General features: G+C 75.9%; 18 protein-coding genes. 12 read left to right on the top strand and 6 right to left on the bottom strand.

From position 1 onward, the window contains the following. On the top strand, positions 1 to 1,269 hold the full coding sequence (locus tag QSK45_RS15820) for an MFS transporter (protein WP_285557277.1): 1,269 nt from the start codon (positions 1 to 3) through the stop codon (positions 1,267 to 1,269). Here QSK45_RS15820 and QSK45_RS15815 read toward each other — a convergent pair. From QSK45_RS15815 to QSK45_RS15805, 3 genes are all read right to left on the bottom strand, one after another. Beyond that, a complete protein-coding gene (locus tag QSK45_RS15815; protein WP_285557275.1) occupies positions 1,266 to 4,181 on the bottom strand; it encodes a helix-turn-helix transcriptional regulator in 2,916 nt (971 codons plus the stop codon). The two genes, QSK45_RS15820 and QSK45_RS15815, sit on opposite strands and share 4 nt — an antisense overlap. A gap of 137 nt (positions 4,182 to 4,318) precedes the next feature. Further along, positions 4,319 to 4,522 carry a hypothetical protein gene (locus QSK45_RS15810; RefSeq protein WP_285557273.1) on the bottom strand — a complete coding sequence of 68 codons (204 nt, stop codon included), beginning with the start codon at positions 4,520 to 4,522 and terminating at the stop codon, positions 4,319 to 4,321. Positions 4,523 to 4,618: 96 nt separating this feature from the next. Next, positions 4,619 to 7,783, bottom strand: coding sequence for a type 2 lanthipeptide synthetase LanM family protein (locus tag QSK45_RS15805; RefSeq protein WP_285557271.1), 3,165 nt, complete (start codon positions 7,781 to 7,783; stop codon positions 4,619 to 4,621). Positions 7,784 to 8,254: 471 nt separating this feature from the next. Here QSK45_RS15805 and QSK45_RS15800 point away from each other — a divergent pair, with 471 nt between their 5' ends. Both QSK45_RS15800 and QSK45_RS15795 read left to right on the top strand, forming a co-directional pair. Continuing rightward, the gene (locus QSK45_RS15800; RefSeq protein WP_285557268.1) at positions 8,255 to 8,857 is read left to right on the top strand and encodes a helix-turn-helix transcriptional regulator; all 603 of its coding nucleotides are present in this window, start codon (positions 8,255 to 8,257) and stop codon (positions 8,855 to 8,857) included. A 5-nt stretch (positions 8,858 to 8,862) separates the two neighbouring features. Then, positions 8,863 to 9,462, top strand: a complete 600-nt coding sequence (locus tag QSK45_RS15795) for a response regulator transcription factor (protein ID WP_285557267.1) — start codon at positions 8,863 to 8,865, stop codon at positions 9,460 to 9,462. A 25-nt stretch (positions 9,463 to 9,487) separates the two neighbouring features. Here QSK45_RS15795 and QSK45_RS15790 read toward each other — a convergent pair whose 3' ends face one another. From QSK45_RS15790 to QSK45_RS15780, 3 genes are all read right to left on the bottom strand, one after another. Beyond that, entirely contained in the window at positions 9,488 to 10,228 is a 741-nt protein-coding gene (locus tag QSK45_RS15790; protein WP_285557264.1) for a Type 1 glutamine amidotransferase-like domain-containing protein, read from the bottom strand. Positions 10,229 to 10,373: 145 nt separating this feature from the next. Next, positions 10,374 to 11,120, bottom strand: coding sequence for a 4'-phosphopantetheinyl transferase family protein (locus QSK45_RS15785; RefSeq protein ID WP_285557262.1), 747 nt, complete (start codon positions 11,118 to 11,120; stop codon positions 10,374 to 10,376). A 172-nt stretch (positions 11,121 to 11,292) separates the two neighbouring features. After that, positions 11,293 to 11,541, bottom strand: coding sequence for an MbtH family protein (locus QSK45_RS15780; RefSeq protein ID WP_395484571.1), 249 nt, complete (start codon positions 11,539 to 11,541; stop codon positions 11,293 to 11,295). 246 nt (positions 11,542 to 11,787) lie between these two features. Here QSK45_RS15780 and QSK45_RS15775 point away from each other — a divergent pair, with 246 nt between their 5' ends. The 9 genes from QSK45_RS15775 (at position 11,788) to QSK45_RS15735 (ending at position 23,855) form a co-directional block, all read left to right on the top strand. Next, entirely contained in the window at positions 11,788 to 14,112 is a 2,325-nt protein-coding gene (locus QSK45_RS15775) for a lantibiotic dehydratase (protein WP_285557261.1), read from the top strand. Beyond that, positions 14,112 to 15,599, top strand: a complete 1,488-nt coding sequence (locus QSK45_RS15770) for an amino acid adenylation domain-containing protein (protein ID WP_285557259.1) — start codon at positions 14,112 to 14,114, stop codon at positions 15,597 to 15,599. The genes QSK45_RS15775 and QSK45_RS15770 overlap by 1 nt, the downstream gene beginning before the upstream one ends. 125 nt (positions 15,600 to 15,724) lie before the next feature. Next, positions 15,725 to 16,918, top strand: coding sequence for a threonine ammonia-lyase (locus QSK45_RS15765; protein ID WP_285557256.1), 1,194 nt, complete (start codon positions 15,725 to 15,727; stop codon positions 16,916 to 16,918). Continuing rightward, entirely contained in the window at positions 16,915 to 17,178 is a 264-nt protein-coding gene (locus QSK45_RS15760) for an acyl carrier protein (protein WP_285557254.1), read from the top strand. The genes QSK45_RS15765 and QSK45_RS15760 overlap by 4 nt, the downstream gene beginning before the upstream one ends. 71 nt (positions 17,179 to 17,249) lie before the next feature. Continuing rightward, positions 17,250 to 19,565 carry a lantibiotic dehydratase gene (locus QSK45_RS15755; protein ID WP_285557252.1) on the top strand — a complete coding sequence of 772 codons (2,316 nt, stop codon included), beginning with the start codon at positions 17,250 to 17,252 and terminating at the stop codon, positions 19,563 to 19,565. Positions 19,566 to 19,575: 10 nt separating this feature from the next. Next, positions 19,576 to 20,082: a DUF6584 family protein gene (locus QSK45_RS15750; RefSeq protein ID WP_285557250.1), complete on the top strand. Its 507-nt coding sequence runs from the start codon at positions 19,576 to 19,578 to the stop codon at positions 20,080 to 20,082. Positions 20,083 to 20,217: 135 nt separating this feature from the next. Beyond that, positions 20,218 to 20,709, top strand: coding sequence for a hypothetical protein (locus QSK45_RS15745; RefSeq protein WP_285557248.1), 492 nt, complete (start codon positions 20,218 to 20,220; stop codon positions 20,707 to 20,709). A gap of 469 nt (positions 20,710 to 21,178) precedes the next feature. Then, entirely contained in the window at positions 21,179 to 22,210 is a 1,032-nt protein-coding gene (locus QSK45_RS15740; RefSeq protein ID WP_285557246.1) for a UbiA family prenyltransferase, read from the top strand. Positions 22,211 to 22,259: 49 nt separating this feature from the next. Next, positions 22,260 to 23,855, top strand: a complete 1,596-nt coding sequence (locus QSK45_RS15735; protein WP_285557244.1) for a class I adenylate-forming enzyme family protein — start codon at positions 22,260 to 22,262, stop codon at positions 23,853 to 23,855. Positions 23,856 to 23,872: the final 17 nt, after the last annotated feature.

Raw genomic sequence — 23,872 nt, 5'->3', positions numbered from 1 at the left:
ATGGCCACCACCCTCGCCGGCGCCGGTCCCCGGCTGTGGGCACCCGCCCGGCAGCGGTCCTTCCGGCTCCTGTGGCTGGGGCAGTCGTTGTCCCTGCTCGGCGACGGTTTCAGCGTCGTCGCCTTCTCCTGGATCACCCTCGGCCTGACCGGCTCCACCCTCACCCTCGGCTACGTCCTCGCCTTCCAGGCCGTACCCCGCGCCCTGCTCACCCTGGTCGGCGGCACCCTCAGCGACTCCTGGTCCACCCGCACCCTGATGATCGCCTCCAGCTGGACCCGCGCCGTCCTGATGGCCGGGGTCGGGCTGGCCGGTCTCACCGGGCACCTGACGGTCTGGATGCTGTGCGCGGCGGCCGCGGCCTTCGGCGCGGTGGACGCCTTCTTCCAGCCCGCCCGGGTCTCGATCCTGCCCTCCGTGGTGGACGAGAGCCTGCTCACCCCGGCCAACGCGCTGCTGGGCGCGGGCTCGCGCACGGCGGCCGTCGTCGGACCGGCGGTCGGCGGCGTGGTCATCGCGCTGACCCGGGCGCCGGTCGCGTTCGTGGTCGACGCGGTGTGCTTCGCGCTGTGCGGCTGGTGCGTGTCCCGCATCGCCACCCGGCCGCGCGCGGCCGGGCCGGCGAAGGAGGCGGAACCGGGGGACGGCACCGGGGCCGAACGCCCGCCGTCCCTCGGCGCCCGCATCCGCGAGGGCGTCGTCTTCACCCTCCGCGACCCCCGTCTGCGAACCGTCGTCGTCCTCGACACCGCCGTCAACTTCTGTTACGCCGGTCCCTTCACGGTCGGCTTCGCCACGCTCGCCGACCAGGTGCTGCGCGGCGGCTCGGCCACCCTGGGCGTGCTCAACGGGTCCCTCGCCGGCGGCGCGATGCTCGGCACGCTGGCGGGCGGCGCGATGGGCGGCCGGCCGCGGGTGGGGCTGCTGGTGGCCGGTCTGGCCGGCTGGCTGGCCGCCGGGATGGCCGTCCTCGGCCTGGTGCACAGCACACCGGCGGTCGTCGCGACCGTGCTGGCCATGGGCTTCGCCATCGGCTTCCAGGGGGTGTTCGGACTGAGCTGGATCCAGCGCAACATCCCGGGGGAGGTGCTCAGCCGGGTCATCTCGGTCGACATGGTCCTCGGCTACGCCGCCGCCCCGCTCTCGCTCATCGTGTGCGGCGCGCTCGCCCGGACCGGCACGCTCGCCCTGTTCGGGGCGGTCGCCGGGGTGCTCGCCCTCACGGGTCTCGCGGTACTCGGGTCCCGGGCGGTGCGCGAGATGCGCTAGGCGTCGCGCAGGGCGGCCGAACGCGCGCACAGATCGGCGCGGTTGGCCGCCCCCGTCTTCGTGACGAGGCTCGCGATGTGCTTCTCCGCCGTACGCGGCGAGATGAACAGCCGGTCGGCGATGTCCTTGTTGGACAGCCGCTCCGCGAGCAGCCGGAACACCTCGAACTCCCTTACCGTGACGCCCTGGGCGCGCAGTTGGTCCGGGATGCCGCTGGAGCCGGTGCGGTGCTGGCGCACGGGGGCGCCGAGCCGGCGCAGGCCCGCCCGGCAGGCGCCCGCGACGGCCGGGACGTCCCGCTCGTGGAAGTAGTGCTCCGCCTGCCGCAGCCAGCTCACCGGGTCGCCCCAGCCGTCCTGGTGCGCCGCGTCCGCGATCAGCCGCAGCCCGAGGTGCCGGGCCAGCGGATACGGCTCCGCCACCGCCTGCGCCGCCTCGACCGCACGCGCCGCGCGGCCCCCCGCGCCCTCCCGGCCCAGCAGCACGGCGTCCGTGAGCAGCACGAAGTGCCGGTTCCAGCGCATCCGGGCCATCGCGGTGGCGGTGATCTCCGCGTGCCGGGCGCGGTCCGCGCGCCCGGCCAGCACGTCCAGCAGCAGCACCATGCCGTGGGTGCCGCTGAGATGGTAGGTCGAGGGGTTGTCCGCCTCCAGCGCCAGCACCGTGCCCAGGTCCTCCCGGGCCAGTTCCCGGTCCTCCTCCAGGAGCGCGCAGAAGGCGCGGGCCAGGCCATGGCTCAGCGGTTCCTCCTGCGAACCGGCCCCGTCCCACTCCGCGAAGGCGGCCAGCGCCGACTCCATCCCGGCGCGGTCGGCGTGGTGCGCCTCCAGGACGGCCTGCGCCATCAGGACGTACCGCACGGCGGGCGCGAGCCGCAGCCGTCGTACGACGGCCAGGCACTCGGCGGCGGCCGTGCGGGCGGTGTCGTACGCACCGCGCAGGACGGCGTCGAGTACGAGGATGCCGTCGACGGTGTGCACGATGTTGACCGAGCCGAGCCGCAGCGCCTCCTCGCGCGCCGCCAGCAGGCCCGCGGTGTCGCCCTCGGCGAGCCAGGCGTTGCCGCCCAGCCGGGTGGCCGCGTACATGCGCTGCAAGGGCAGGCGATGGCGCTCCGCCGTGGCGAGGGCCTGGCCGAGCATCGCCTCCGACTCCTCGGGGTCCCGTTCGCGGGCCACGGTGGCGAGCAGCTCCTGTGCCTGGCAGGCGACCACGGGCAGGCCGTGGCGTTCGGCGGTGTCGGCGGCGGAGCGGGCCAGCTTCTCCGCGTGCTGGGTGCGGTCGGGGCCCGGGGTGTCGAGGGCGAGGTAGGCGGCCGTCACGTCGACGGTGGCGGCGGTCGTCTCGTCCGGCGCGGCGGCCAGCACCTCCCGGGCGCGGGCCACCTGCCGGTTGCCGTCACTCCACCGGCCCGCCGTGTGCGCGACCTTGGCCAGCCGGGCGTGCAGCGTGGCCAGCCGGACGGGGCTGAGTCCCGAGCCGCCCAGCACATGGAGGTCCTCGGCCAGTTCGAAGGCGCGGGCGAAGTCACCGGCTTCGGCGAGCGCCGGCAGCAGGTTCTCCAGGACCGCGGCCCGCCCCTGCGCGTCCCCGGCCTCGGCCAGCAGACTCTCGGCGCGGCTGAGCAGGGTCACGGCGGAGCCGAGCGCGCCGGCCGTCAGGGCCCGGCCGCCCGCGTCCGCGAACAGCAGTCCCGCCGCGCCGCGGTCCCCGGCCTCGCTGCGCAGCCCGGCCGCCAGCGCGCACCAGTCGCCGCCCAGTTCGGGGTGCAGTTCCTCGACCGCCTCCGCGCCCCTGCGCGCGAGTTCCGCCCGCTGCCCCGGCGTCATCTGGGTGAACAGGGCCTCGACGGTGAGGGAGTGCCGGAAGGAGTACCAGTCGGGGGCCGGTTCGTCGGGGATCACCAGACGGGCCGCGACGCCCGCGTGCAGATGGCTGAGCAGCGCGCGGTCGTCCACGCCGCTCATCCGCTGGAGCACCGTCAGCGGGAAGCGCCGGCCGAGCACGGCGGCGGCCGACAGCAGGGTCAGGCCCTGGGCGCCGAGGCGGTCGATGCGGCGCAGGATGTCCCGCGCCAGTGTCGAGGACACGTCGCTGCGCAGATCCCCGATCGCCCGCCAGCCGTCCGGCCCCTGCACCAGGGTGCCGGACCCGATCATGGTCTGGAGCAGCTCCTCGACCAGGTACGGACTGCCGGAGCTGTCCTCCCACAGCCGCCGCAGCACCGTGTCGGGCACCTCGCGCGGGTCCGCCACGCCCAGTTGGGCCGCGACCATCTCGTGCGCCTGCGGCCGGGTCAGGGGCGGGATCTCCAGCAGGGTGGCGGCACCGCGCCGGCGCGCGGACTGGGCCAGGTCCAGGGCGTCGCTGAAGTCGGTGCGCACGGTGGCGAGCAGCAGGACGGGTGTGTACTCCAGGTTGTCCACGAGGTATTCGAGGACGCCGAGCGTCTCGGGGTCGGCGTCGTGCAGGTCCTCCAGGAGCAGCAGCTGGCCCTGTCCGCGGCCGGCCGCGATGAGCAGCCGGAGCACCGCCTCGCCCAGGATGACCATGGAGCTGCTCTCGCGCTCACCGGTGTCCCAGTCGGGAATCAGCCGGCCGAGCACCGGCCGGTAGGGGCCCAGGGCCAGGTCGTCCATCGAGGCGCCGCCGCGGAACAGGGACATCAGCGCCTCGGTCAACGGCCGGAACGGCACCGCCGGGCCCGTGGTGCTGCTGCGGCCGCGCAGCACGCGCATGCCGGCGTCGAGGGCGCCGCCCACGACCTCGGCCGCGAGCCGCGACTTGCCGACGCCCGCCTCTCCGACCAGGAAGACCACACCGCCGCGTCCCTGCTGAGCGCCGGTCAACGCACGTTCGAGCAGGTGGAGTTGGGGACCCCGCCCGACCAGGGAAGGCGCATGGGAACGCATGAACGCAGATGATAATCGGAATATCGCGACCTGTGGCAGGTCGCTCGGAGCGGACCGACCCGCTCCGCTCGTACACACGGCGGCGCGGACCCGCCGGGCGGGTCCGCGCCATCACGCCTTGTGGAGCCCGACGTCGCCTACCGGGGGGCGGAGACCGAGGTGTCGATGGTGCTCAGCGTGATGACGATGCCGCTGGTGAGGACCATTCCGGCCAGCACCCGGGCGCGGGCGCAGGCGCGGTTGCGGCCCTTGAGGGTGATGCCGCCCGCCGCGTCCTGCTCGTCGGCGGCGATCCCGGCGATCTCGGTGGCGTCGGCGGCGGAGGCGAGGTTCTTGTCCATGAGGTGATCCCCTTCAAATGGTCCCGTGCCGGTGGACACGGAGGCGGAGGCGGAGGTGGAGGCGGAGGTGGAGGCGGAGGAGGAGGTGCGCGGTGGTCAGTCGCCGTGGCGGCCGGGGTGTCCGAGGAGCAGGACGGACGGCACGGTGTCGGGGTGGGCCAGGCGGAGCAGCCCGTAGCCGATGCCGGACAGACCGGTCAGCAGCCCGGGGGAGGGAACGTGGTCGGGGGTGGCGCAGCGGTGGCCCTGGGCCTCGACGAACGCGAGCGCCTGGCCGGTGCGCAGGGTCAGGGCCTCGGCGGCCCGAGCGTCGCCCCGTTCGGACAGGACGGCCAGGGCTTCCAGGGTGCCGAGGGCGCCTTGGGCGAGGCTGAGGTCGGGTCCCACTTCGGCGTCCCTGAGCCGGGCCCGGAACGCGGCGGCCGGGGCGGGCGGTTCGGTGAGCGCCGCGGCGGAGGCGGGCCCGTCGGCGGGGGCCGGGGCGTTCCGGGCGGGGCGCGGGGCGCCGAGGTCCGAGGCGGCGGCCGCCACTCCCGCGGCCCCCCGCGCCCACGACGCGTCCGCCGCCGCGTCCCGTACCCGCCGGGCCGCCCCGTCGAGCAGGGCCCGGCCCGCCGCCTCGTGCGCAGCGGACCGCCTCGGCCGTACGGCGGCGTACCGCAGCAGGGCCCAGCCGATCCCGGCGGCGCCGTCCGCGAGACCGGCGTCCGCGACGGGGCCCGCCTGGCACAGCCGGTCCGCCAGGGCGTCCGCCAGCTCCAGCGCCCGCGGCGCCCCGGTCGCCTCGTGCACGGCGACGGCGGCGGCCAGCGCCCCGGCCGTGCCGCCGGCCAGCCCCGGGTCGGGGCAGTCGGCCGCGGCGTGGGCGAGCGCGGTGAGCGCGTCGGGCAGACAGTCCGTCAACGCGTCGCCCAGCAGCGCCGACAGCCGGACCAGGGCGTAGCAGATCCCGCCGAGCCCGTCGTAGGCACCGGGGCCCGCCGCCGCGCTGAGCTGGGGATCGGCGGCCAGGGCCCTCAGCAGGGCGGGCAGCGGCCGTACCGCCTCGCGGGCCAGCGCGGTGTACCGGTCGGCGCCGGTGAGCGCGCCCGTGTGGGCCAGGAAGAGCGCGACCCCGCAGTAACCCTGGGCGAGCCCGGCGCCCATCGGCAGCACCGCCCAGTGCGGCCCCGAAACCCTTTCCAGGCCCAGCCAGTTGGCACGGCCGCCGTCGCGTACCGCACGGGCGGCGATGTCGTCGGCGATCCCGCACACCGCGGCCAGCAGCCGCGAGGCGTCCGGCACGACGGCCGGCACGGGCGCCACGGCGAGCGCCGACCTCGGCCGGTCCGCCGGGGCGCAGGCGCCGCGGGCGGCCAGGGTCGCGGAGACGATCCACTCCTGGTCGCGGCAGTCGACCTCGTCCATCCGCGCGATCTTCTTGCGCACCGCGGCCAGGCTCGCCTCCGGCAGCACGTCCGCCAGCCAGGTCCCGTCGGCCGCCCGGACCCCTGTGCCGGACGGCCGATGGGTGAACAGGGGGACGTCCCCGCGCCACAGGTCCGCCGTCTCGTGCTCGATGAGCCGCCGCCGTGCCTCGTCGTGCGCGGACTCGGTCCACAGCACGGCGAACACCCCGTCCCGCGCGAGCGCGTCACCGAGCAGCGCCGGATGCGTGGACTCCTCCAGCAGGGTCGCGTACAACCGCGTGGCGCGGGCGATCAGCCGCGCCGGACTGTCGGCGGCGGCCGCCAACGGTCCTTCGTCACCGACCAGTTCGCCGCCGTGCGCGGCGATGGCCGCGTACGCCGTGCGGAAGCCGTCGAGCAGGGCGGCCCGGTGGTCCGCGCCGTCCAGCGGGCGGCCGTCGGGCAGCGGCTGGTTCTGCCCGGCCGGGCTGAGCAGCGGCCCCCGTACGGCGCGCATCGTGTCGCGGCCGCTGTCCGCCCAGTGCAGCCCCTCGCTCGGGAAGGTGCCGTCGGTGGAGCGGCCCAGCGCGGAGATGTCCAGCGCCCCGTGCTCGCCGATGAGCAGATGGGGCAGCAGGCAGGTGCGGTGCACGGAGGTGTGCAGGGCGTCCGCGGCCGGGTCGGCGCCCGCCGTCATGGCCTGCCCGAGACCGGTGTGCAGCAGCGTCTCGGCGTCCACCAGCACCGGCTGGTCACCGCAGGCGATGACGTTCTCGTAGTGCATGTCGGCGCCGTCGACCGCGTACAGCAGGGCCAGCAGCACGCCCTGGCGGCGGTAGAAGGCGTCGGTCTCGGTCACCGAGCGGCACCAGCGGTGCGCCACGAACTCCAGCCAGCCGTAGCCCTCCCGGCGCACGGTGCGCGCGGTGCGCAGCGCGAGACCCGGGACCTTCACGTCCATCCAGGCCGCCAACTCGTCCAGCAGGGCGTGCTGGCCGAGCGGCCGCGGCTTGTACACGACCCGCGCGCCGTCGGCGAACCGCAGGATCGCCACCGAACGGTTGCCCTGGTGGGCGTCGCCGAGCCCGAGTTCCACGCGGGCGAGCACACCCGGGTCGCGGCCGTCGAGGAGCGTGGCGACCAGCTCGGGGCGGTCGGCCTGGAAGCGGGCCACCAGTTCGGCCGCCGCGTCCAGCGCGTCCAGCGCGGTCTGCCCGAGCATCCGGGCCAGCACCGGGTAGGCGGCGAACAGTTCGCCGAGCCCCCGCCGGGTGCCGGCACCGGCGACGAAGAACGCGAACCGCTCACGCGGTGTCGCCCCCGCCAGCCGCCCGGCCCGCCGCGCGCCGTCCAGCTCCCGTACGAGGGTGCGGGCGGCGAGCCCCACCAGCCGAGACGTCAGCCAGTCGCCGAACTCGCCCCGCCAGATCTCCTGTTCGGCGGCCGGGACACCCGGCAGCAGACGGGCGAGACGCGCCGCGGCCGGGGCGACGAGCGGTCGTACGACAGGGGCGAAGACCTCGGGACCGGTGCCGTCCGCGGCCGGCTCCACGCGCTCCTCGGGGGCGGCCTCCAGGGCCGCTTCGGCGTACTCCGCCCAGCGGGGCTTGGCGGTGCGGGCGGCCAGCCGCTCGGCGGGCTCGGCCGCGAGGGCCGCCGCCGTGGCGCCGTCCACCCCGAGGTGCGCCAGCCGCAGCGCGAAACCCTCCGCGTCCCCGGCGGCCCAGGGGGCACGCCCGGTGGCGTGGGGGTCGGCGGGCGCGGCCGGGCGGCCGGGGGCGGCGAGGCGCTCCGCGAGGGAAAGCGCCGGGGCCCACCAGGCGAGCGGCAGGCCGGCGCTCCGGGGAGTCGGGAGGCTGGCGGTCTCAGTCACGTCAACGAAGTTCGCAGACGCCGGCCCACCCCCACATGGGGAAGTGACCCCCATATTCTTCGCGCCCCCTCCCCGCCGGTGGGGAAGGACACCCCCGGGCACGGGGAAACCGCAGGTCGGCGCCGCACTACCCATGACCCGTACGACCGTCCCCCGTACGCCCCCACGGCCGTCCCCGCGCCCCGGTACGGCCGCTCCCCCCCATGCCCGTACGGCCGTCCCCCGCGTCCTTCCCCCAGCGGGCACCCCCCTGGCCGCCGCGCACACCCCGGGTGGGCGGCGACGCTCCGGCCGCGCCCCGCGCACGACCCCGCGGGGGGCCGAAACCCCTCCCGGCGGCGGACGAGGACCGGAAAGGTGGGGACCGACTACCGATGCCGCGCCCCGACGGCGGCGGCAGGGTGAGCCTCGTACCCCACAGGCCGCCCGCGGTGCTCACCACCGGGCGAACGACCTTGCAAGGAGCAGAAGATGGGAGTCCCCGTACCCGTCGGTGTGGTCGCCCTCGACCCGGTCCTGGAGGCCGGCACCCGCAGTGCCCTGCTCGCCTGCCCGGAACTCACCGTGTGCGAGCCGGGCCAGGCCCGGGTCGCCGTCCTCACCGTGGACCGGCTCGGCCCGGCCGAGCTCGACATGGTGCGCACCACCCGCGCCCACGTGCAGCGCCCCGCCGTCGTCCTGGTGGCCGGCGCGCTCGCCTCCGGAGACGCCCTGCACGCCCTCGCCGCCGGTGCCCGGGGCCTGCTGCTGCGCCGCGAGGCCGACGCGTCCCGGCTCGCCCACGCGGTCCTGGCCGCCGCCCAGGACGACTGCACCGTCCCGACCGACCTGCTGGAACAGGTCCTCGACCGCTCCGAGGGGGCCGAGCAGGGCTGGGCCGGCGGCTCGCTCTCCGACCGCGAGCGCTCGGTGCTGCGGCTGGTCGCCGATGGCCACGAGACGGCCGAGATAGCCCAGCGCCTCGCCTACTCGCCGCGCACCGTGACCACCGTCGTGCACGACATCACCCAGCGGTTCCGGCTGCGCAACCGCGCCCACGCGGTCGCCTACGCGCTCCGGGCGGGTCTGCTGTGACGCCCGTGCTGGCCGCCGCGCCCGGCGGCGTGACCACGACCCTGCGCGTCCTGCCCTCGCGGCACGCGGAGCGGGTGCGCGAACTCGCCCGCCGCGCCGGGCTCGACTGCGCGCCCGGCCCCGGGCGGCCCGTCACCGTCATCGTCGCCGACGACGCCGAACGGGCCCTGCGCGGACTGCGGCCGACCGGCCCGCTGCTGCTGGTGTGCGACACGGTGGGCCGGGCCGGGCTGGTCGAGGCCCTGCGCGCCGGGGCCGTCGTCCTGCGGATGGCCGACCTCACCGAGGAGAGCCTCGGGGCGGCCGTCCGCCGCGCCGGGGCGCCGCACCCGAGCATCCCCTACCCGGAGCTGTCCCACCTGCTGACCACCGGCCCCCGGCCCGGCGCACCCGCCCCGCACGAGGACCGGCCACCTTCTCTGACGAGCCGTCAGTTGTCCGTGCTGCGGCTCATGGCGGAGGGCCACGGCAACGCGGACATCGCGCGGTTGCTGCACTGCTCCGAGCACACCGTGAAGAACGTCGTCTACGAGATCATGGCCCGGCTCGGGGCCCGCAACCGGGCGCACGCGGTGGCGCGCGCGGTCCGCCACGGGCTGATCTGAGATGGGCCGGCCGTCGACGGGCGGGTCAGCGGCGGGGGGCGGGCAGCAGCCGTGGCGCGATGCGTTCCTCCACGGCCCGCCCGTCCTCCCGCCGCACGACGTACGCGCCCTTGTCCGGCAACTCCGCCACTGCCTCGACCAGTTCGGTGCCCCGGTAGACCAGGCCCACCCCGTCGTCGGTGCAGTGGGCCGTGGGCAGCGTGCCGTCGGCGACCAGCCGGTGGATCAGCGGACGCCGGCCGGGGTCGGAGTCGTAGTGCACCCCGTTGCCGTACGGCAGCAGCCCCAACGCGTCCGTCACCGGCCGCAGTCCGGGACCGAAGGAGTCCGTCGCGCCGCCCTCGAACCAGCAGATGGAACCCGCGCTCACCCCGGCCAGCACCACCCCCGCCCGCCAGGCGCGCCGCATGATCGCGTCGAGACCGTGCACCCGCCACACGGCGAGCAGGTTGGCCACCGAACCGCCCATCACCCAGACCACGTCGTGGTCCAGGACCGTTCCCTCGACGTCCTCGACGTTGGGCATGGGGAACAGGTGCAGGGGCGTCAGGTCGAAGCCCGCCACCCGGGCCGCCTCCGCCATCCGCGCCGCGACGTGCTCGGCGTCCCCGATCGCGGTGCCGACGTACAGGATGCGCGGGCGTCTGCCGTGCGCCCCGCTGAGGTCGACCGCGTGGTGGACCAGGGAGTCGAAGAGCACCCGGGTGCGTGCGGCGGCGCGGTGGCCTCCGGAGGTGGCGACGATGGTGGGTTCCGGGGCGGTCACGCGGCGATCGTAGCGCGGGGGACGTGCTCCGGACGTGGGGAAGTGGTGAAGGCGGGCCGCTCGACGGCGGCCGCGCACGACGCGGCGGGGACCGGTCGCCCGACCGGTCCCCGCCGTCCTCGCGTGCGCCGTCCCCGCCCTCCGCTCACTCCCGTCGCAGCGCCACGGCCGCCGCGTACCCCGCGGGGACGAGCACGTCCCGCAGGACCCACTCCGGCGAGGGCGACACCGGCCGGGGTCCCGTGCCGACGTGGTCCAGGGCCGGATCGCGCACCAGCCCCGTCCCCAGTCCCTTGAGGTACGCCTCCTTGCGGACCCAGGTCCGGGTGAAGGCCGCCTGCCGTTCGCGCGCCGGGAGCAGCGCCAGCTCCGCCACCTCCGCCGCGTGCAGCGCGCACTGCGCGCCGCGCACCGCCTCCTCGCCGGCCACGCCCTCCACATCGACCCCGACCGGCGCGCCCGCGAGCGCCACCAGCACCAGGTCCCCGCTGTGCGACAGCGAGAAGTGCACCCCCGAGGTGCGCAGCGCCGGCCGCCCATGCGGCTTCCCGCACCCCGCGCAGGGCTCCCGCATCAACGGCAGCTCGTCCGCCGGGACGCCCAGCAGCGGGCTGAGCAGGGAGCGCAGCGTCGCATGCGCGATCACATAGGCGTCACGGTCCCGGGCCCGCCTGAACGCACGGGCCCGCGCCCGCTCCTGCGCGTCCAGCAACTCCTGGGCGCGCAGCAGCGACCGGTCGTCCTGGGCGCCGACCTCGGTCAGGTAGAGCTCCAGCCGGCCGCGCAGCGGGCGGGGCCCGACGGGGTACGGGGCGTACCGCGGACCGGGCAGGTCCAGGAGCGCGGGGCACAGGGGACCGGGGGGCGGGGCCGGCGCCGGCACGTCGTGCACGGGGGGCGGCGGTCCGTCCGCCGGCCGGGCCAGTACGTCGCCCGCCCCCGCCCGCGGCCGTCTCGTCGCGGGAGCGACGCCCGCCGCCGGAGGCAGGACGCCGGCCACCGCCGTCGCCCGCGCCGTCGGAGGCGCGTTGGCCGGCCTGGCCGGCACCGGGGCCGGCCGGACCTCAGACATCGGCCCCGGCGAGCCGGCGGCGCAGGCTCAGCGGGCGCATGTCCGTCCAGATGACGTCGATGTGGTCCAGGCACTCCTGCCGGCTGCCGCTGCGGCCCTCCCGGTACCAGCCGGCCGGCAGCTCGCGGTCCGCCCGCCAGATCGAGTACTGCTCCTCGTCGTTGCGCACCACGAGATACACGTCCTCGGCGCCGGGGCGAGCATCGTCGCCGGTGCCGTTCACGGAGTCGGGTTGCGTCACGGTGAACCTCCCGCAGGTGATGGGCCGGCCGCGGATCCGGGTCCGGCGACGCAAGCGTGCCCCGCCGCGACCCGGCCGGGTCAGGGACGAACGCGCCGAAGCGGTGGCGCCCGTTGCTGCCGGATCTTCCCTGGTGACCAACGGCCCCGACGCGGGAACGTGCTGTCCGGTCGCGGGCCGCCCGGCATCCCGGAAACCCCCGGGCCACGCGATTTCCCGCGCACCCCATTCCGGAAGGAGCACGCGATGTCGGACGAGCACGCACCTGTCCTGCTGCCGGGCGGAGGCTGGCGGCTGTGGGAGCAGTTCGCGCTCCGCGGCCCCGGTTTCCCCGCCGACGGCGTGCTGCGCCTCGCCCCGCCCGGACTCGCCGAGGCCGCCGACAAGTTCGGCCCCGGCAGCGAGCTGAGCGGCCCGGAGTGGACGGCCTTCACCGAGGACCTCGCGGCGGCCGCCGTGGACACCGCCCGCCACTTCCAGGAGATCGCCGCCCGGCCCCGCTTCCAGGCGGCGCTCGCCTGGCAGAACCCCGCCGTCCTGCGCACCGGGATCGCCCCGTTCCTGCGCTGGACCCCGAGCGCCGGCGGCCGCAGCAGCATGCCCCGCCAGCGCGAGGAACTGGTCGCGCACTACTGGCAGCGGTTCTGCGTGAAGAACGACACCATCGGCTTCTTCGGCCCGGTCGGCTGGGGCCACTGGGACCTCGCCGACCGGGGCGGCGTCACCGTCAGCCCCGGCGACGGCTTCCTCGCCGCTCGGGAGGTGTACTTCTCCGGCTGGGCGATCGACGCCCTGGCGAAGGTCCTGGCCGCGGACGGCGCGCTGATGCGCTGGATCGCGCCGCGCCGGGTGTCGTTCGTGCGCTGCGCGGGCGGCACCGTCCAGGTCCCGGGACGCCCGGCCCGGCAGGTCGACGGGCACGAGCGGGCCGTGCTGGAACGCTGCGACGGCACCCGGCACATGCCCGCCATCGCCGCCGAACTGGGCCTTTCCGAGGACGAGGTGACCAGGATCGTCGGTGACCTGATCTCCCGCCGCTGGGTGCAGTGGCGACTGGAGGTGCCCGCCGCCACGCATCCCGACCGCGCCCTGCGCGCCATCCTGGAGCGCATCCCCGACCGCGCCGTACGGGAAGGGGCGCTGGAGCGGCTCGCGGTGCTGGAACGCGGCCGGGACGCCGTGCGCGCCGCCGGCACCGACGCCACCGCGCTGACCGCCGCGATCACCGCGCTGGAGACGGACTTCGCCGCGCTGACCGACAGCGAGGCCCAGCGCGCCAAGGGCGAACGCACCGCGCCCTGCCGGGGCCTGGTGTACTCCGACGCCCGGCGCGCCGCCACCGCCACCACCGGCTCCGCCCTGCTGGACCACCTGGAACCGCTCCAGCTGTGCCTGACGTCCGCCCGCTGGATGACGAACCGCGTCGCCGAGGCCATCCGCGCCCGCCTGCACACCGTCTACGAGCGCCTCGCGGCCGGCGGCTCGCCGGTCGACCTGGGCACCCTGTGGCTGAACACCCTGCCCTCCCCGCACCCCGACGCGGGCGACCTCATCGACGCCGCCCAGGACGAACTCCGTGCCAAGTGGGCCCGGATCCTCGACCTGCCCGAGGGCGTGCGCCGGGTCCGGCTGACCACCGCCGAGCTGGCCGAACGGGTGCGCCGCGAGTTCGACGAGCCAGGCGACGGCTGGTCGCTGGCCCGCTACATCAGCCCCGACGTCCTGGTCATCGCCGACGACGAGGCCGCCCTCGCCCGCGGCGACGTGGACCTCGTACTCGGCGAGATGCACTGCGCCCTGAACACCATGGGCGCCTCCCTGTTCGTCTACCAGCACCCCGACCGCGACGAGCTGCTCGCCGAGACCACCCGCGACTTCCCCGGCCCGCGTCTGCTGCCCATGCTCCCCAAGGAGCTGCCCCTGAAGTGGTCCACCCGCAGCCGGCCCTCGCTGGACCGCCCCGAGGACCACTACGTCGCCCTGGTCGACCAGACCGGCGACCCGCACCGCCCGCGCACCGTGCTCGGCGCCGACGTCCGGATCGAGGACCGGTCCGGCCGGCTCACCGCGGTGCTGCCCGACGGCACGGAGTACGACGTGCTGGACGCCTACGCCAACACCCTCACCCAGCGGGTCATGGACCGCTTCACCCTGCGCCCCGACGGCGAGCACACCCCGCGGATCACCCTCGGACGGATGACCGTGGCCCGCGAGACCTGGCAACTGCCCGTCGCCGACATGGACTTCGCCGACGAGAAGGCGGAGGCCGTCCGCTTCGTCAAGGCCCGGCACTGGCAGCGCCGGCACGAGCTGCCCCGGTTCGTGTTCGTGGTCTCGCCCACCGAACCCCGGCCGTTCTACGTCGACTTCGACAGCCCGGTGTACCTCACCATCCTCGCCAAGGCCGCCCGCAGGCTCGCCCGCAAGGACCCCGGTGCCCGGTTGAAGGTCAGCGAGATGCTGCCCACCCCGGAGCAGGCCTGGCTCACCGACGACGAGGGCAGCCGCTACACCTCCGAACTCCGTTTCGTGGCGGTCGACATGACCGTCGCCGACGCGGGGGAGCAGTGATGCGCACGGTCGCCGACGACATCGCCGCCCACGCCCTGCGCCACCCAGGGCGCGTCGCCCTCGACACCCCGGCCGGCGAGGTGTCGTACGCACGGCTGGCCGGCCGCGTCGAGGAGATCGCCCGGCTGCTGCGAGCCCGCGGCGTCCGCCCCGAGACCGTCTGCGCCGTGGCCGTCGAGCACGGCACCGACGCGGTCGCCGCCATGGCCGCCGTGCTGCGCTGCGGCGCCGCCTTCCTCACCCTGGACGTCGGCCAGCCCCACGACCGGCTGGCGGCCTTCGTCCGCAGCGCCGGCGCACGGCTGCTGCTGACCCACTCCGCCCTCGCTCCGGGGCTCGGGCTCGGCCTGCCGACGGTCCTGCTGGACCAGGAGCGCGCGGACGGCCCGGCCATGGACCGTGGCGCCGACCCGCGGGCCCTCGCCTACGTCAGCCACACCTCCGGCAGCACCGGCGAACCCAGCGCCGTCCTGGTCGAACACGGCAGTCTCGACGCCTATCTCCGCGACACCGCACGGGCGTTCGACCTCGGCCCGGACAGCGTGGCCCTGCAGACGGCACCGCTCGGCTACGACGCGTCCATCCGCGACACCTTCGTACCGCTGCTCGCCGGAGCCCGGCTGGTGATCGTGGACCGGGCCCGGCTGCTGCGGCCCGCGGAGTTCGCCGCGACCGTCCGCGAGCACGGGGTGACCGCCCTGCTCAGTGTCACCCCGTCCTTCCTCACCCACCTGGGCGGCCAGACCGACTTCCCCGACCCCCTCGCCGGTGTCGCCCTGGTCGCCTCCAGCGGGGAGTCCCTGCGGCCGTTCCTCGCCGCCGGCGGACGCGGTCTCGTACCCGGGCGGCTGGTCAACCAGTACGGCCCCACCGAGTGCACCATGACCACCACCCGGCACGACGTGCCCGCCGCCCCCGACCCCACCACCGACCTCGTCGGCACGCCCCGCGCGGGCACCGTCGTCCGGATCCTGGACGCGACCCTCGCCCCGGTCCCCGACGGCACGGTGGGCGAGGTCTGCATCGGCGGCACCGGCGTGACCCGCGGCTACGGCGGCCGACCGGCCCGCACCGCCGCCCACTTCGTCCCCGACCCCCTCGGCCCGCCCGGCGCCCGCCTCTACCGCACCGGCGACCTCGGCCGGTGGGGCCCCGGCGGCCTCCACTACACCGGCCGCACCGACCGCCAGCTCAAGATCCGCGGCTACCGAGTCGACCCCGCCGAGGTCGAGGGCGCCCTGCTCTCCCACCCCGGCGTCACCGGGGCGGTGGTCACCCCGCACACCGACGACCTGGGCCGCCTGCACCTGCTCGCCCACGTCACCGGCGCCCTGTCGGACACCACGGACGCCACCCTCCGCCGCCACCTCGCCCGCACGCTGCCCCCGCACCTGATGCCGCGCCGCTTCGTCCGCCTGGAGAGCCTGCCGACGACACGCGGCGGGAAGGCCGACCGGCGGGTGCTGGCGGGTGGGGGGCCGGTATGAGCACGTCCGAACCGCGAGGCGCGGGCGCGCGGCCGCAGGCGAACGCCGCGGGTGCGCCGGGCGGGGCCGGTCGCGCACGGCCGGGAGCCGCCGGCGTGCGGGCCGGGACCGATGACAGGGGAGCCGTGGCCGCCGACCTGCCCTCCGCCGGACTCGGGCACGGACTCCGCACGGCCGAGCGGGGCGCCGACGCGACGCGCCGCGGACGCGACACGGTCGGATGGGCCCATGAGCGCGGCGGGTACGAACGCGACACGGCCGCGCGGACCCATGAGCGCGGCGGCCACGGACCCGCCGCCGAGCCGGCCCTCCGTACGGCCGGTCGCCCGCCGGGCGGCCCCGGGCCCGCCGGTCACGCCCTCGGCAGGCCCGACCTCCTCGCCGCCGCCGCCCGCATCGCGCCGTACGTCGTCCGCACCCCCCTCCTCCCGGGCCCGGTGACCGAGGCCCACGGGACGGGGCTGCTGCTGAAGGCCGAACACCTCCAGCTCGGCGGCTCGTTCAAGATGCGCGGGGCCGCCAACGCGGTCCTCGCGCTGGGCGCCGACCGGGTGGTCACCGGTTCCTCCGGCAACCACGGCATCGCCCTCGCCAGGATCGCCCGGACGCTCGGCATCCGGCTGACCGTCGTCCTCGCGGCGGGCGCGATGCCGTCGAAGGCCGCCGCCATCCGGGCGCTCGGCGCCGAGACCATTCAGGTGGGCGGGGGAGTGGCCGAGCGGGAGGAGCGCGCCCGCGCCCTCGCGGCCGAGCAGGACGCCGTACTCGTACCGTCCTCCGACCACCCCCTGGTCGTCGCCGGACAGGGCACCGTCGGCCTCGAACTGCTGGCCGCCGCCCCCGACACGGAGACGGTCTACGTCCCCACCGGCGGCGGCGGACTCCTCGCGGGACTCTGCCTCGCCGCCACCGGCCACCCGGTCCGCGTGGTCGGCGTCGAGCCCGCCCTCACCCCGCGCTACGCCCGCTCCCTGGCCGCCGGCCACCCGGTCCGGCTCCCGGCCACCGCCACCGTCGCGGACGGCCTGCGCGGCCAGTGCCCCGGAGCCGTGCCCTACCCGGTCATCCGGGACCGCGTCGACGAACTGATCGCCGTCGGCGACGCGGAGATCCTCGCCGCCACCGCCCTGCTGCACCGCCTCGGCGTCGACGCCGAACCCAGCGGGGCCGTCGCCCTGGCCGGCGCGCTGCGCGCCGGCCGCCGCGAACGCGCCGTGGCCATCGTCTCGGGCGGCAACACCCCCGCCCGGCTGCACACCCCGCACCACCCGCCCGCGCACACCCTCACCCGTAACGACACGAAGGAGCACACGCCATGACCCCGAACGCCGCCACCACCGCCACCCCCGTCGTCACCGTCGACCTGCTCGTCGACATCTTCCGGGACGTGCTGAGCCTGCCCGACCTCACCGCCGAGACCGACTTCTACGAGGCCGGCGGCGACTCGCTCACCGCCTTCCAGATCACCGGCCGCCTCCAGGAGATCCTCGGCGCCGACGTCCCGGTCTCCCTGGTCTTCGCCTACCCGACGCCGCTGGAGCTGGCCGAGGTGGTCGAGGCCGACTACGGCGCGGCCTGACCGGTTCCCCCGCCGCGTCCCGTCCACCGCCCCGTGCCCGTCCACCCGCGCTCGCCAAGGAGAGCCGTGCCATGACCGAAGATCTCGTGCCGTCCCTCGGCCGCTGGCGGCTGTGGGAGCAGTTCGCCCTGCGCGGGGCGGGTTTCCCCGCCGACGGCGTGCTGCGCCTCGCACCGCCCGGACTGGCCGAGGCGGCCGACAAGTTCGGGGCCGGCGAGCCGCTCGACGGCCCTGAGTGGAGCGGCTTCGCCCGCCTCTTCTCGGACGCCGCCGTGGAGACCGCGCACACCTTGCAGGACATCGCCCGTACGCCGGCCTTCCGGGAGGCGGTGGCCTGGCAGAACCGGCCGGTGCTCGCCTCCGGGATCGCCCCGTTCCTGCGCTGGACCCCGAGCGCCGGCGGCCGCAGCAGCATGCCCCGCCAGCGCGAGGAACTGGTCGCGCACTACTGGCAGCGGTTCTGCGTGAAGAACGACACCATCGGCTTCTTCGGCCCGGTCGGCTGGGGCCGCTGGGACCGGGGCACCACGGCCGTCGCCGTGGACCCCGGGACCGGCCTGATCGCCGAATCGTCCGTCTACTGGGCGAGTTGGGGCATCGACGCACTCGCGAAGACCCTGGACACCGACCCCGCCCTGCGCGAATGGATCGCCCCCCGGCGCGTACCCTTCCTCGTGCTGGAGGGCGACCGGGTCCGGGTGCCGGGCCGCCGCCCGATCCCCGTGCCCGCCGAGACGGCGGCCGTCCTCGCCCGCTGCGACGGGGCCAGGCCGGCCCGGACGATCGCCGCCGAACTCCCCGGCACCGACGTCCCCGCCGTCCTGGCCGACCTGGTCGCCCGCCGCTGGGTGGTCTGGCGGCTGGAGGTACCCGCCGACACCCACCCGGACCGGGCCCTGCGCGCCTGGCTGGAGACCGTCGGCGCGCCCGAACCCCGCCGGCGCGGCCTGGAGGCGCTGGACCGGCTGGAACGGGGGCGCGCCCGCGTCGCCGCGGCCACCGACGTGGACACGCTCGTCCAGGCCCTCGCCGGACTCGAACAGGACTTCACCGAGCTGACCGCCACGGCCGCCGTACGGGAGAAGTCCGCCTCGACCGCACCCTGCCGCTCGCTGGTGTACTCCGACACCCGCCGCTCGGCCACCGCCCGCCTCGGCCCGGCGATGCTCGAAGCGCTGGGCCCGCTGCGGCTGTTGATGGACAGCGCCGCCTGGCTGACCTCCGAGCTGGCCGCCACCGTCCGGGAGGAGACCCGCCGCGTCCACGACCGCCTGGCCGCCGAGGGCCCGGTCGACCTCGCCTCCTTCTGGTTCGCGTGCCTGCCGGTGCTGCACGGCGCCGCTCGCGCCAAGGCCGCCGCACTGCAACGCGAGTTCGCCGGCCGCTGGCAGCAGATCCTGGCGGTCCCGGAGGGCGCCCGCCGGGTGACCGTGGCAACGGCCGACATCGGGACGGCGGTACGAGAGCGGTTCGCGTCCGGCGGGGACGGCTGGACGACGGCCCGTTACCTGAGCCCCGACGTGCTGATCGCCGCCGACGGCACGGAGTCGGTCGAACGCGGCGACTTCACCCTCGTCCTCGGCGAACTCCACATCGCCTCCAACACGTTGGGCGCCTCCCTCTTCACCCACCAGCACCCCGACGTCGCGGGACTCCTCGCACTGACCGACCGCGACCATCCGACCCCCCGCCTGATGCCCCTGATCCCCAAGGAGCACCGCGCCCGCCTCTCGGCCCGCGTCCGCCACACCCTCGTACGCCCCCAGGACCACCAGGTCGCCCTCGCCGACCTCGCCGCCGACCCCGCCCGCACGATCCGCAGCGCCGACGCCCTCGTGGAGAGCCGGGACGGCGACCTCGTCGTCCGCCTCCCGGACGGCTCGACGTTCCCCGCGCTGGACGTCTTCTCCCACGTCCTGACCACCCTGTCGATGGACCTCTTCCAGCTCCTCCCGGAGGCCGGCCACACCCCCCGCGTCACCCTGGACCGCCTGGTCGTCGCCCGCGAGACCTGGCGACTGCCCGCCGCGCACGCGGCGTTCGCCGAGGAGAAGGACGAGGCCCGCCGCTTCGTGCGGGCCCGTCGGTGGCGCACCCGGCTGGGCCTGCCCCGCTACGTCTTCGTCGTCTCCCCGACCGAGTCCCGCCCCTTCTACGTCGACTTCGACAGCCCCGTCTACGTCACGATCCTCGCCAAGGCCCTGCGCCGGCTCTCCCGCAAGGACCCCTCCGCCACAGCCACGTTCACCGAGATGCTCCCCACCCCCGAACAGAGCTGGCTCACCGACGACCAGGGCCTCCGCTACACCTCCGAACTGCGCTTCGTGGCCTTCGACACCACCCCGTGGGGAAAAAACCGGGTCGACGGCGGTCACCGCGGGGAATGATCATGGGCCCATGCCGTTGAACGACACCCTCGCCCGAGTCGAAGCAGACCTGGCCGCCGGCCGCGTCCCCGTCGCGCGTCAGCGTCTGCGCGGGCTGGTGTCGTCCTATCCGCACGATCCGGCGCCGCGCCGGCGCCTCGCCGAGGTGTACCGCCTGTACGGCGACCCCGCGGAGGCGGGCCGCTGGATGTACCTCGAAGAGGACCGCGACGCGGCCGAGACGGCGGCCTTCGAGGCGCGGTACCGCACAACTGGTCAGCGCATGCGGGCACTTGCCTGGCGGGGCCCCGAGTCCCTCGCCAGGACGCCCTTCGCCAGGGAACACCTGGCGGCCGTGCGGACGGCCTGCTCCGAGGACATGGGGCGCCCCGTCGACTGGGACACGGTGCCGTCGGCCCGGGAGGAGGACGACCGGAGAAGTCCGTTCGCCAACTGCCTGGCGGGCGGCGGATGCCTGCTGGCCGTCCTCGCGTTCCTGGCGATCTGGGTGAACGGACTCATCGCCCTCTTCGACTGACCGGGCTGCCGGGCCGGTCGGCCCGGCGGACCTCACCCCCGACGCGATGTCACGGTTGGTGATCAAGGAACTCCGATCTGTGATCAACTGTGCGTGGTCGTCGGGCAACGGGCCCGAGATGTCCAAGGAGAGTTCATGCACAGAGTTGCTATGGGCAGGCGCATCGCCTCCGCCGTCGCCACCGCGTCCCTCGCCGGCGCGCTCGGCGTCGCCGGCGCGGCCCCTGCCCTGGCGGCGGCGCCCGCGCCGCTGAGCTTCACCATCGACTACACCAAGAACACCTCCATCCCCCAGGCCCCGACCCTGGGCGGGGGCTTCGCCGGCAACGGCCCGGTGCTCGACGCCTCGGGCCAGACCATCGGCCGGACCTTCGACACGTGCGGCATCGACGGCATCGAGGGCCCCACGAAGATGGACGCCGACTGCGGCGCGTACGTCGTCTTCAACAACGGTGACGAGCTCAACCTGAGCACCCAGGCCGTGATCGACGCCAACCCGCTCGACTACCCGTACACCTTCAAGGCCGTCGTCGAGGGCGGCACCGGGACGTACAACGGCGCCCGGGGCGAGGCGACCGTCACCGCCCAGAAGCCCGGCGTCTACAAGGTCGACGTCCAGTTCTCGTGACGTTCTGAACCGGCGAACGGGGAGCCGCGGCCCGGTCCTGCGGCTCCTCCCTTCCGAGAGGCCCTCCCGGGTCGTAGCGCGCTCATCGCCGCGTCGGCCGCCGGCCTCGTTCTCGGATCCGCGGGATCCGCGCGCCCGGAACATCCCGGACGCCGTGGCCGACAGCGGCCAAGAGGTCGTGCGCGGCGGCGAGTCGACCCCCTGAAGGCACCGCCCGGACCCGCGGGGCGGCCGGCGGCCTCCGGCGACCCCGCACGCACCGTGATCGAGCCCCCCGCGGACCGGCCAACCGCACACGCAACCCTTCCGCCCACGCCCGGCTCCCCCGTCAGCCCCGGACTCGGGCCGCGCGCCGGGCAGTTCTCCGGCTCCTTCCCCTCCTGAGGACGGCACCGGTGCGGCCGCGCGCCCGCCGCCCGGTCCCACGGGAGCCCACAGCCACGTACGTTCCAGCATGTCAGGAGCTTCGGTGAAGCCCTCTTCCCCCACGTCGGCCGTCGCGGTCGCCGAGCCCGCCGTGGGACACGCCACCGCTGACCCGCCGCGCCCCGCCCCGCCCCGCCCCGCCCGGCACCCGCGCACCCGGCTCGCCGCCTACCTCCGGCTGGCCAAGATCGGGATGGTCGACTACTACCTGAGCCTGCTCGTCGTGGCGTCGCTGCCGCCGCCGAGCGGCGGCCCGGCCGCCGGCGCCTCCTCGGCGATGACGCTGGGAGCCTTCCTGGCCGGCGAGTTGTGCCTGGTGAGCGCGGCGGTCGCGTTCGACGACGTCACCGGATACCGGGACGGCAGCGATGCCGCGAACTACGGGACGGACGCGGCGGTACGGCGACTCGCCCGCAAGCCGCTGCTGGCCGGCACCCTGACCGAGGCGCAGGCCCTGCGCTTCGGCCGCGCCGCGCTGGCCGCCGGTGTCCTGTGCTGGGCGGCGGCTCTGGCGCTCGCACCGCACCGGCCGATGTGGGCCGTGCTCGGCATCGTGGCCGCCGCCTTCCTCGTCCCCCAGTACTCATGGGGCCTGCGTCTCGGCCATCACGGGTTCCAGGAGCTGTTCCTCGCCGCCGTCGGCTGGGCCTTCGTACTGCCCCTGTACGGCCTGGCCACCGGTGAGGCCACCGCCCTCGCCGCCGTGGAGGCCTTCCTGTTCGGCCTCGGGCCCCTCCTCTTCGGCGTGTACTCGAACACGAACGACATCGCCGGCGACCGCGCGGTGGGACGGCCCACCGTCGCCTGCCTCCTCTCCCGCCGCGGCAACGCCCTGTTCATCGGCGCGCTGTCCGCGCTGGAGACCGCGGTGATCGCCGGGGCCGCCGTCCTGGGGCTCGCGCCGTGGTGGTTCCCGCTGGCCCTCCTTCCCGTGACGGCGGCCCGCACCGCGCAGTTCACGGTCGGCGTGCTGCGCGGCGACGTGCTGCGCGGCCGGCTGATCGGCATCCGGACGCACCGGACGCTGGTCGCCGTCCTGGTCGCGGCCAATCTGCTGTGCGCCGGCACGGCCTGACGCGCCCGCGCGCCAGGAACGCCTGATCCGCAGAGACGAGAGACGTGAGATGAAGACCCTCCGACCCGGCCCGTTCTTCGACGCCCTGGCCGACCGGGGCACCCGGACACGGGTGCGCCTGAGCCGCCCGCTGGACATCGCGCACGACGGCCGGACCGCCTACGGCGTCGAGGACATCGCCCACCTGGTGGCCCGTGCCGCCGGCTGGCTCGCCGGTCTGGGTGTGGCGCGGGGCGACCGGGTCGCCGTGATCAAGCCCAACCACTGGGACTACGTCCTGCTCGCCTGCGCCGCCGCCCGCATCGGCGCCGTGCCCGCGCTGATCTCCGGCGGCCTCCCGCCCGGGACGCTCCGACTCCTGCTCGAACGCCTCGACGCCACGGCCCTCGTCACCACCTCGGACACCCTGGCGGCCGCGCGCGCCGCGGGCAGCGACCTGACCGCCCTCGCCCGCCGCACCCTCACCCTCGACGCCCCGGCACCCGGCGCCGTACCCCTCGACGATGTGCGCGGACACCGGGCACCGGCTCCCCGGCACCCGTCCGACCGGGACCCGTTGGCCATCATGCACACCTCGGGCACCACCGGCGTCCCCAAGCTGGTCGTCCACACCACCGACTCGCTGGTCCACCGGATCGTCGCCGCCGAGGCACGACGCTGGCCGCTGGTGGCCAGCCGACGCGACGACACCGTCGCGCAGGCGACGTCGTACGCCCACGGGCGCGGCCTCGCCTGGACGTTGAGCGTGTTCTGGCTCGCCCCGCGCGAGGTGGTGCTCCTGGACAGCTTCGAACCCCGGACCGCCGAGCCCGTCCTGCGCGCCCACCGCCCCACCGTGCTGGAGGCCACCCCCTCGGCCTATGTGCGCTGGCAGCCGCTCGCGGCGGCGCCGGACAACCCGTTCGGCCACGTGCGCCTGTACCTCAACACCTTCGACGCGGTCCACCCGCCCACGGTGCGCGCCTTCCTCGCCGCGACGCGCCGCAGGCTGCCGCTGTGGGTGCAGGTCTGGGGCCAGTCCGAGACGGGGCCGCTCACCTTCCGCTGCTTCACCCGGGGATCGGTGCGGGCGTTGGGGGAGCGGCATCCCACGACCCGCGACCTGGGGCGCCCGGTGCCCGGCCGGACGCGGCTGCGGGTGGTGGACCCGGCGACCCTGCGGCCGGTGCCGCCCGGCAGGCCCGGCCTGGTGCTGGCCCGGACCGGCGCCCTGTGCGCGGGATACGTCGGGGAGCAGGAGCGGCTGCTGGCCAAGTCCGCCGACGGCTGGTTCGCCACCGGGGACCTCGGCGTCGCCTCCCGGTCCGGCCGGCTGCGGCTGCTCGACCGCGAGGTGGACGCCGTGCCGGGCGGCAGCTGCGTCGAGATCGAGGACGTGCTCCACGACCGGCTGCCCGACGTGGTCGAGGCGGTGGTGCTCGGCCGGGCGAACGGGGTGCCGCTGCCCGTCCTGGTGACCCGGGACGGGACACTCGCCCGCGACACCTGGCGCCGGGCCGTCGCCGATCTGCCGCCGCTCGGCGACCCGGTGCTCCTGCCCCTCCACCGACTCCCGCTCACCGCCACGGGCAAGGTACGGCGACAGGAACTGCGGGACCTGCTGCTCGACGGCGCGTCACCCTACGGAACCGGGCAGTGGACCTGACCCGCGGCACCGCGCCG

The sequence above is a fragment of the Streptomyces hygroscopicus subsp. hygroscopicus genome (assembly GCF_030269125.1).
GTDB classification, from domain to species: domain Bacteria; phylum Actinomycetota; class Actinomycetes; order Streptomycetales; family Streptomycetaceae; genus Streptomyces; species Streptomyces hygroscopicus_C.
The sequence above is the reverse complement of the archived record's forward strand: the minus strand, read 5'-3'. Positions and strand labels throughout refer to the sequence as shown.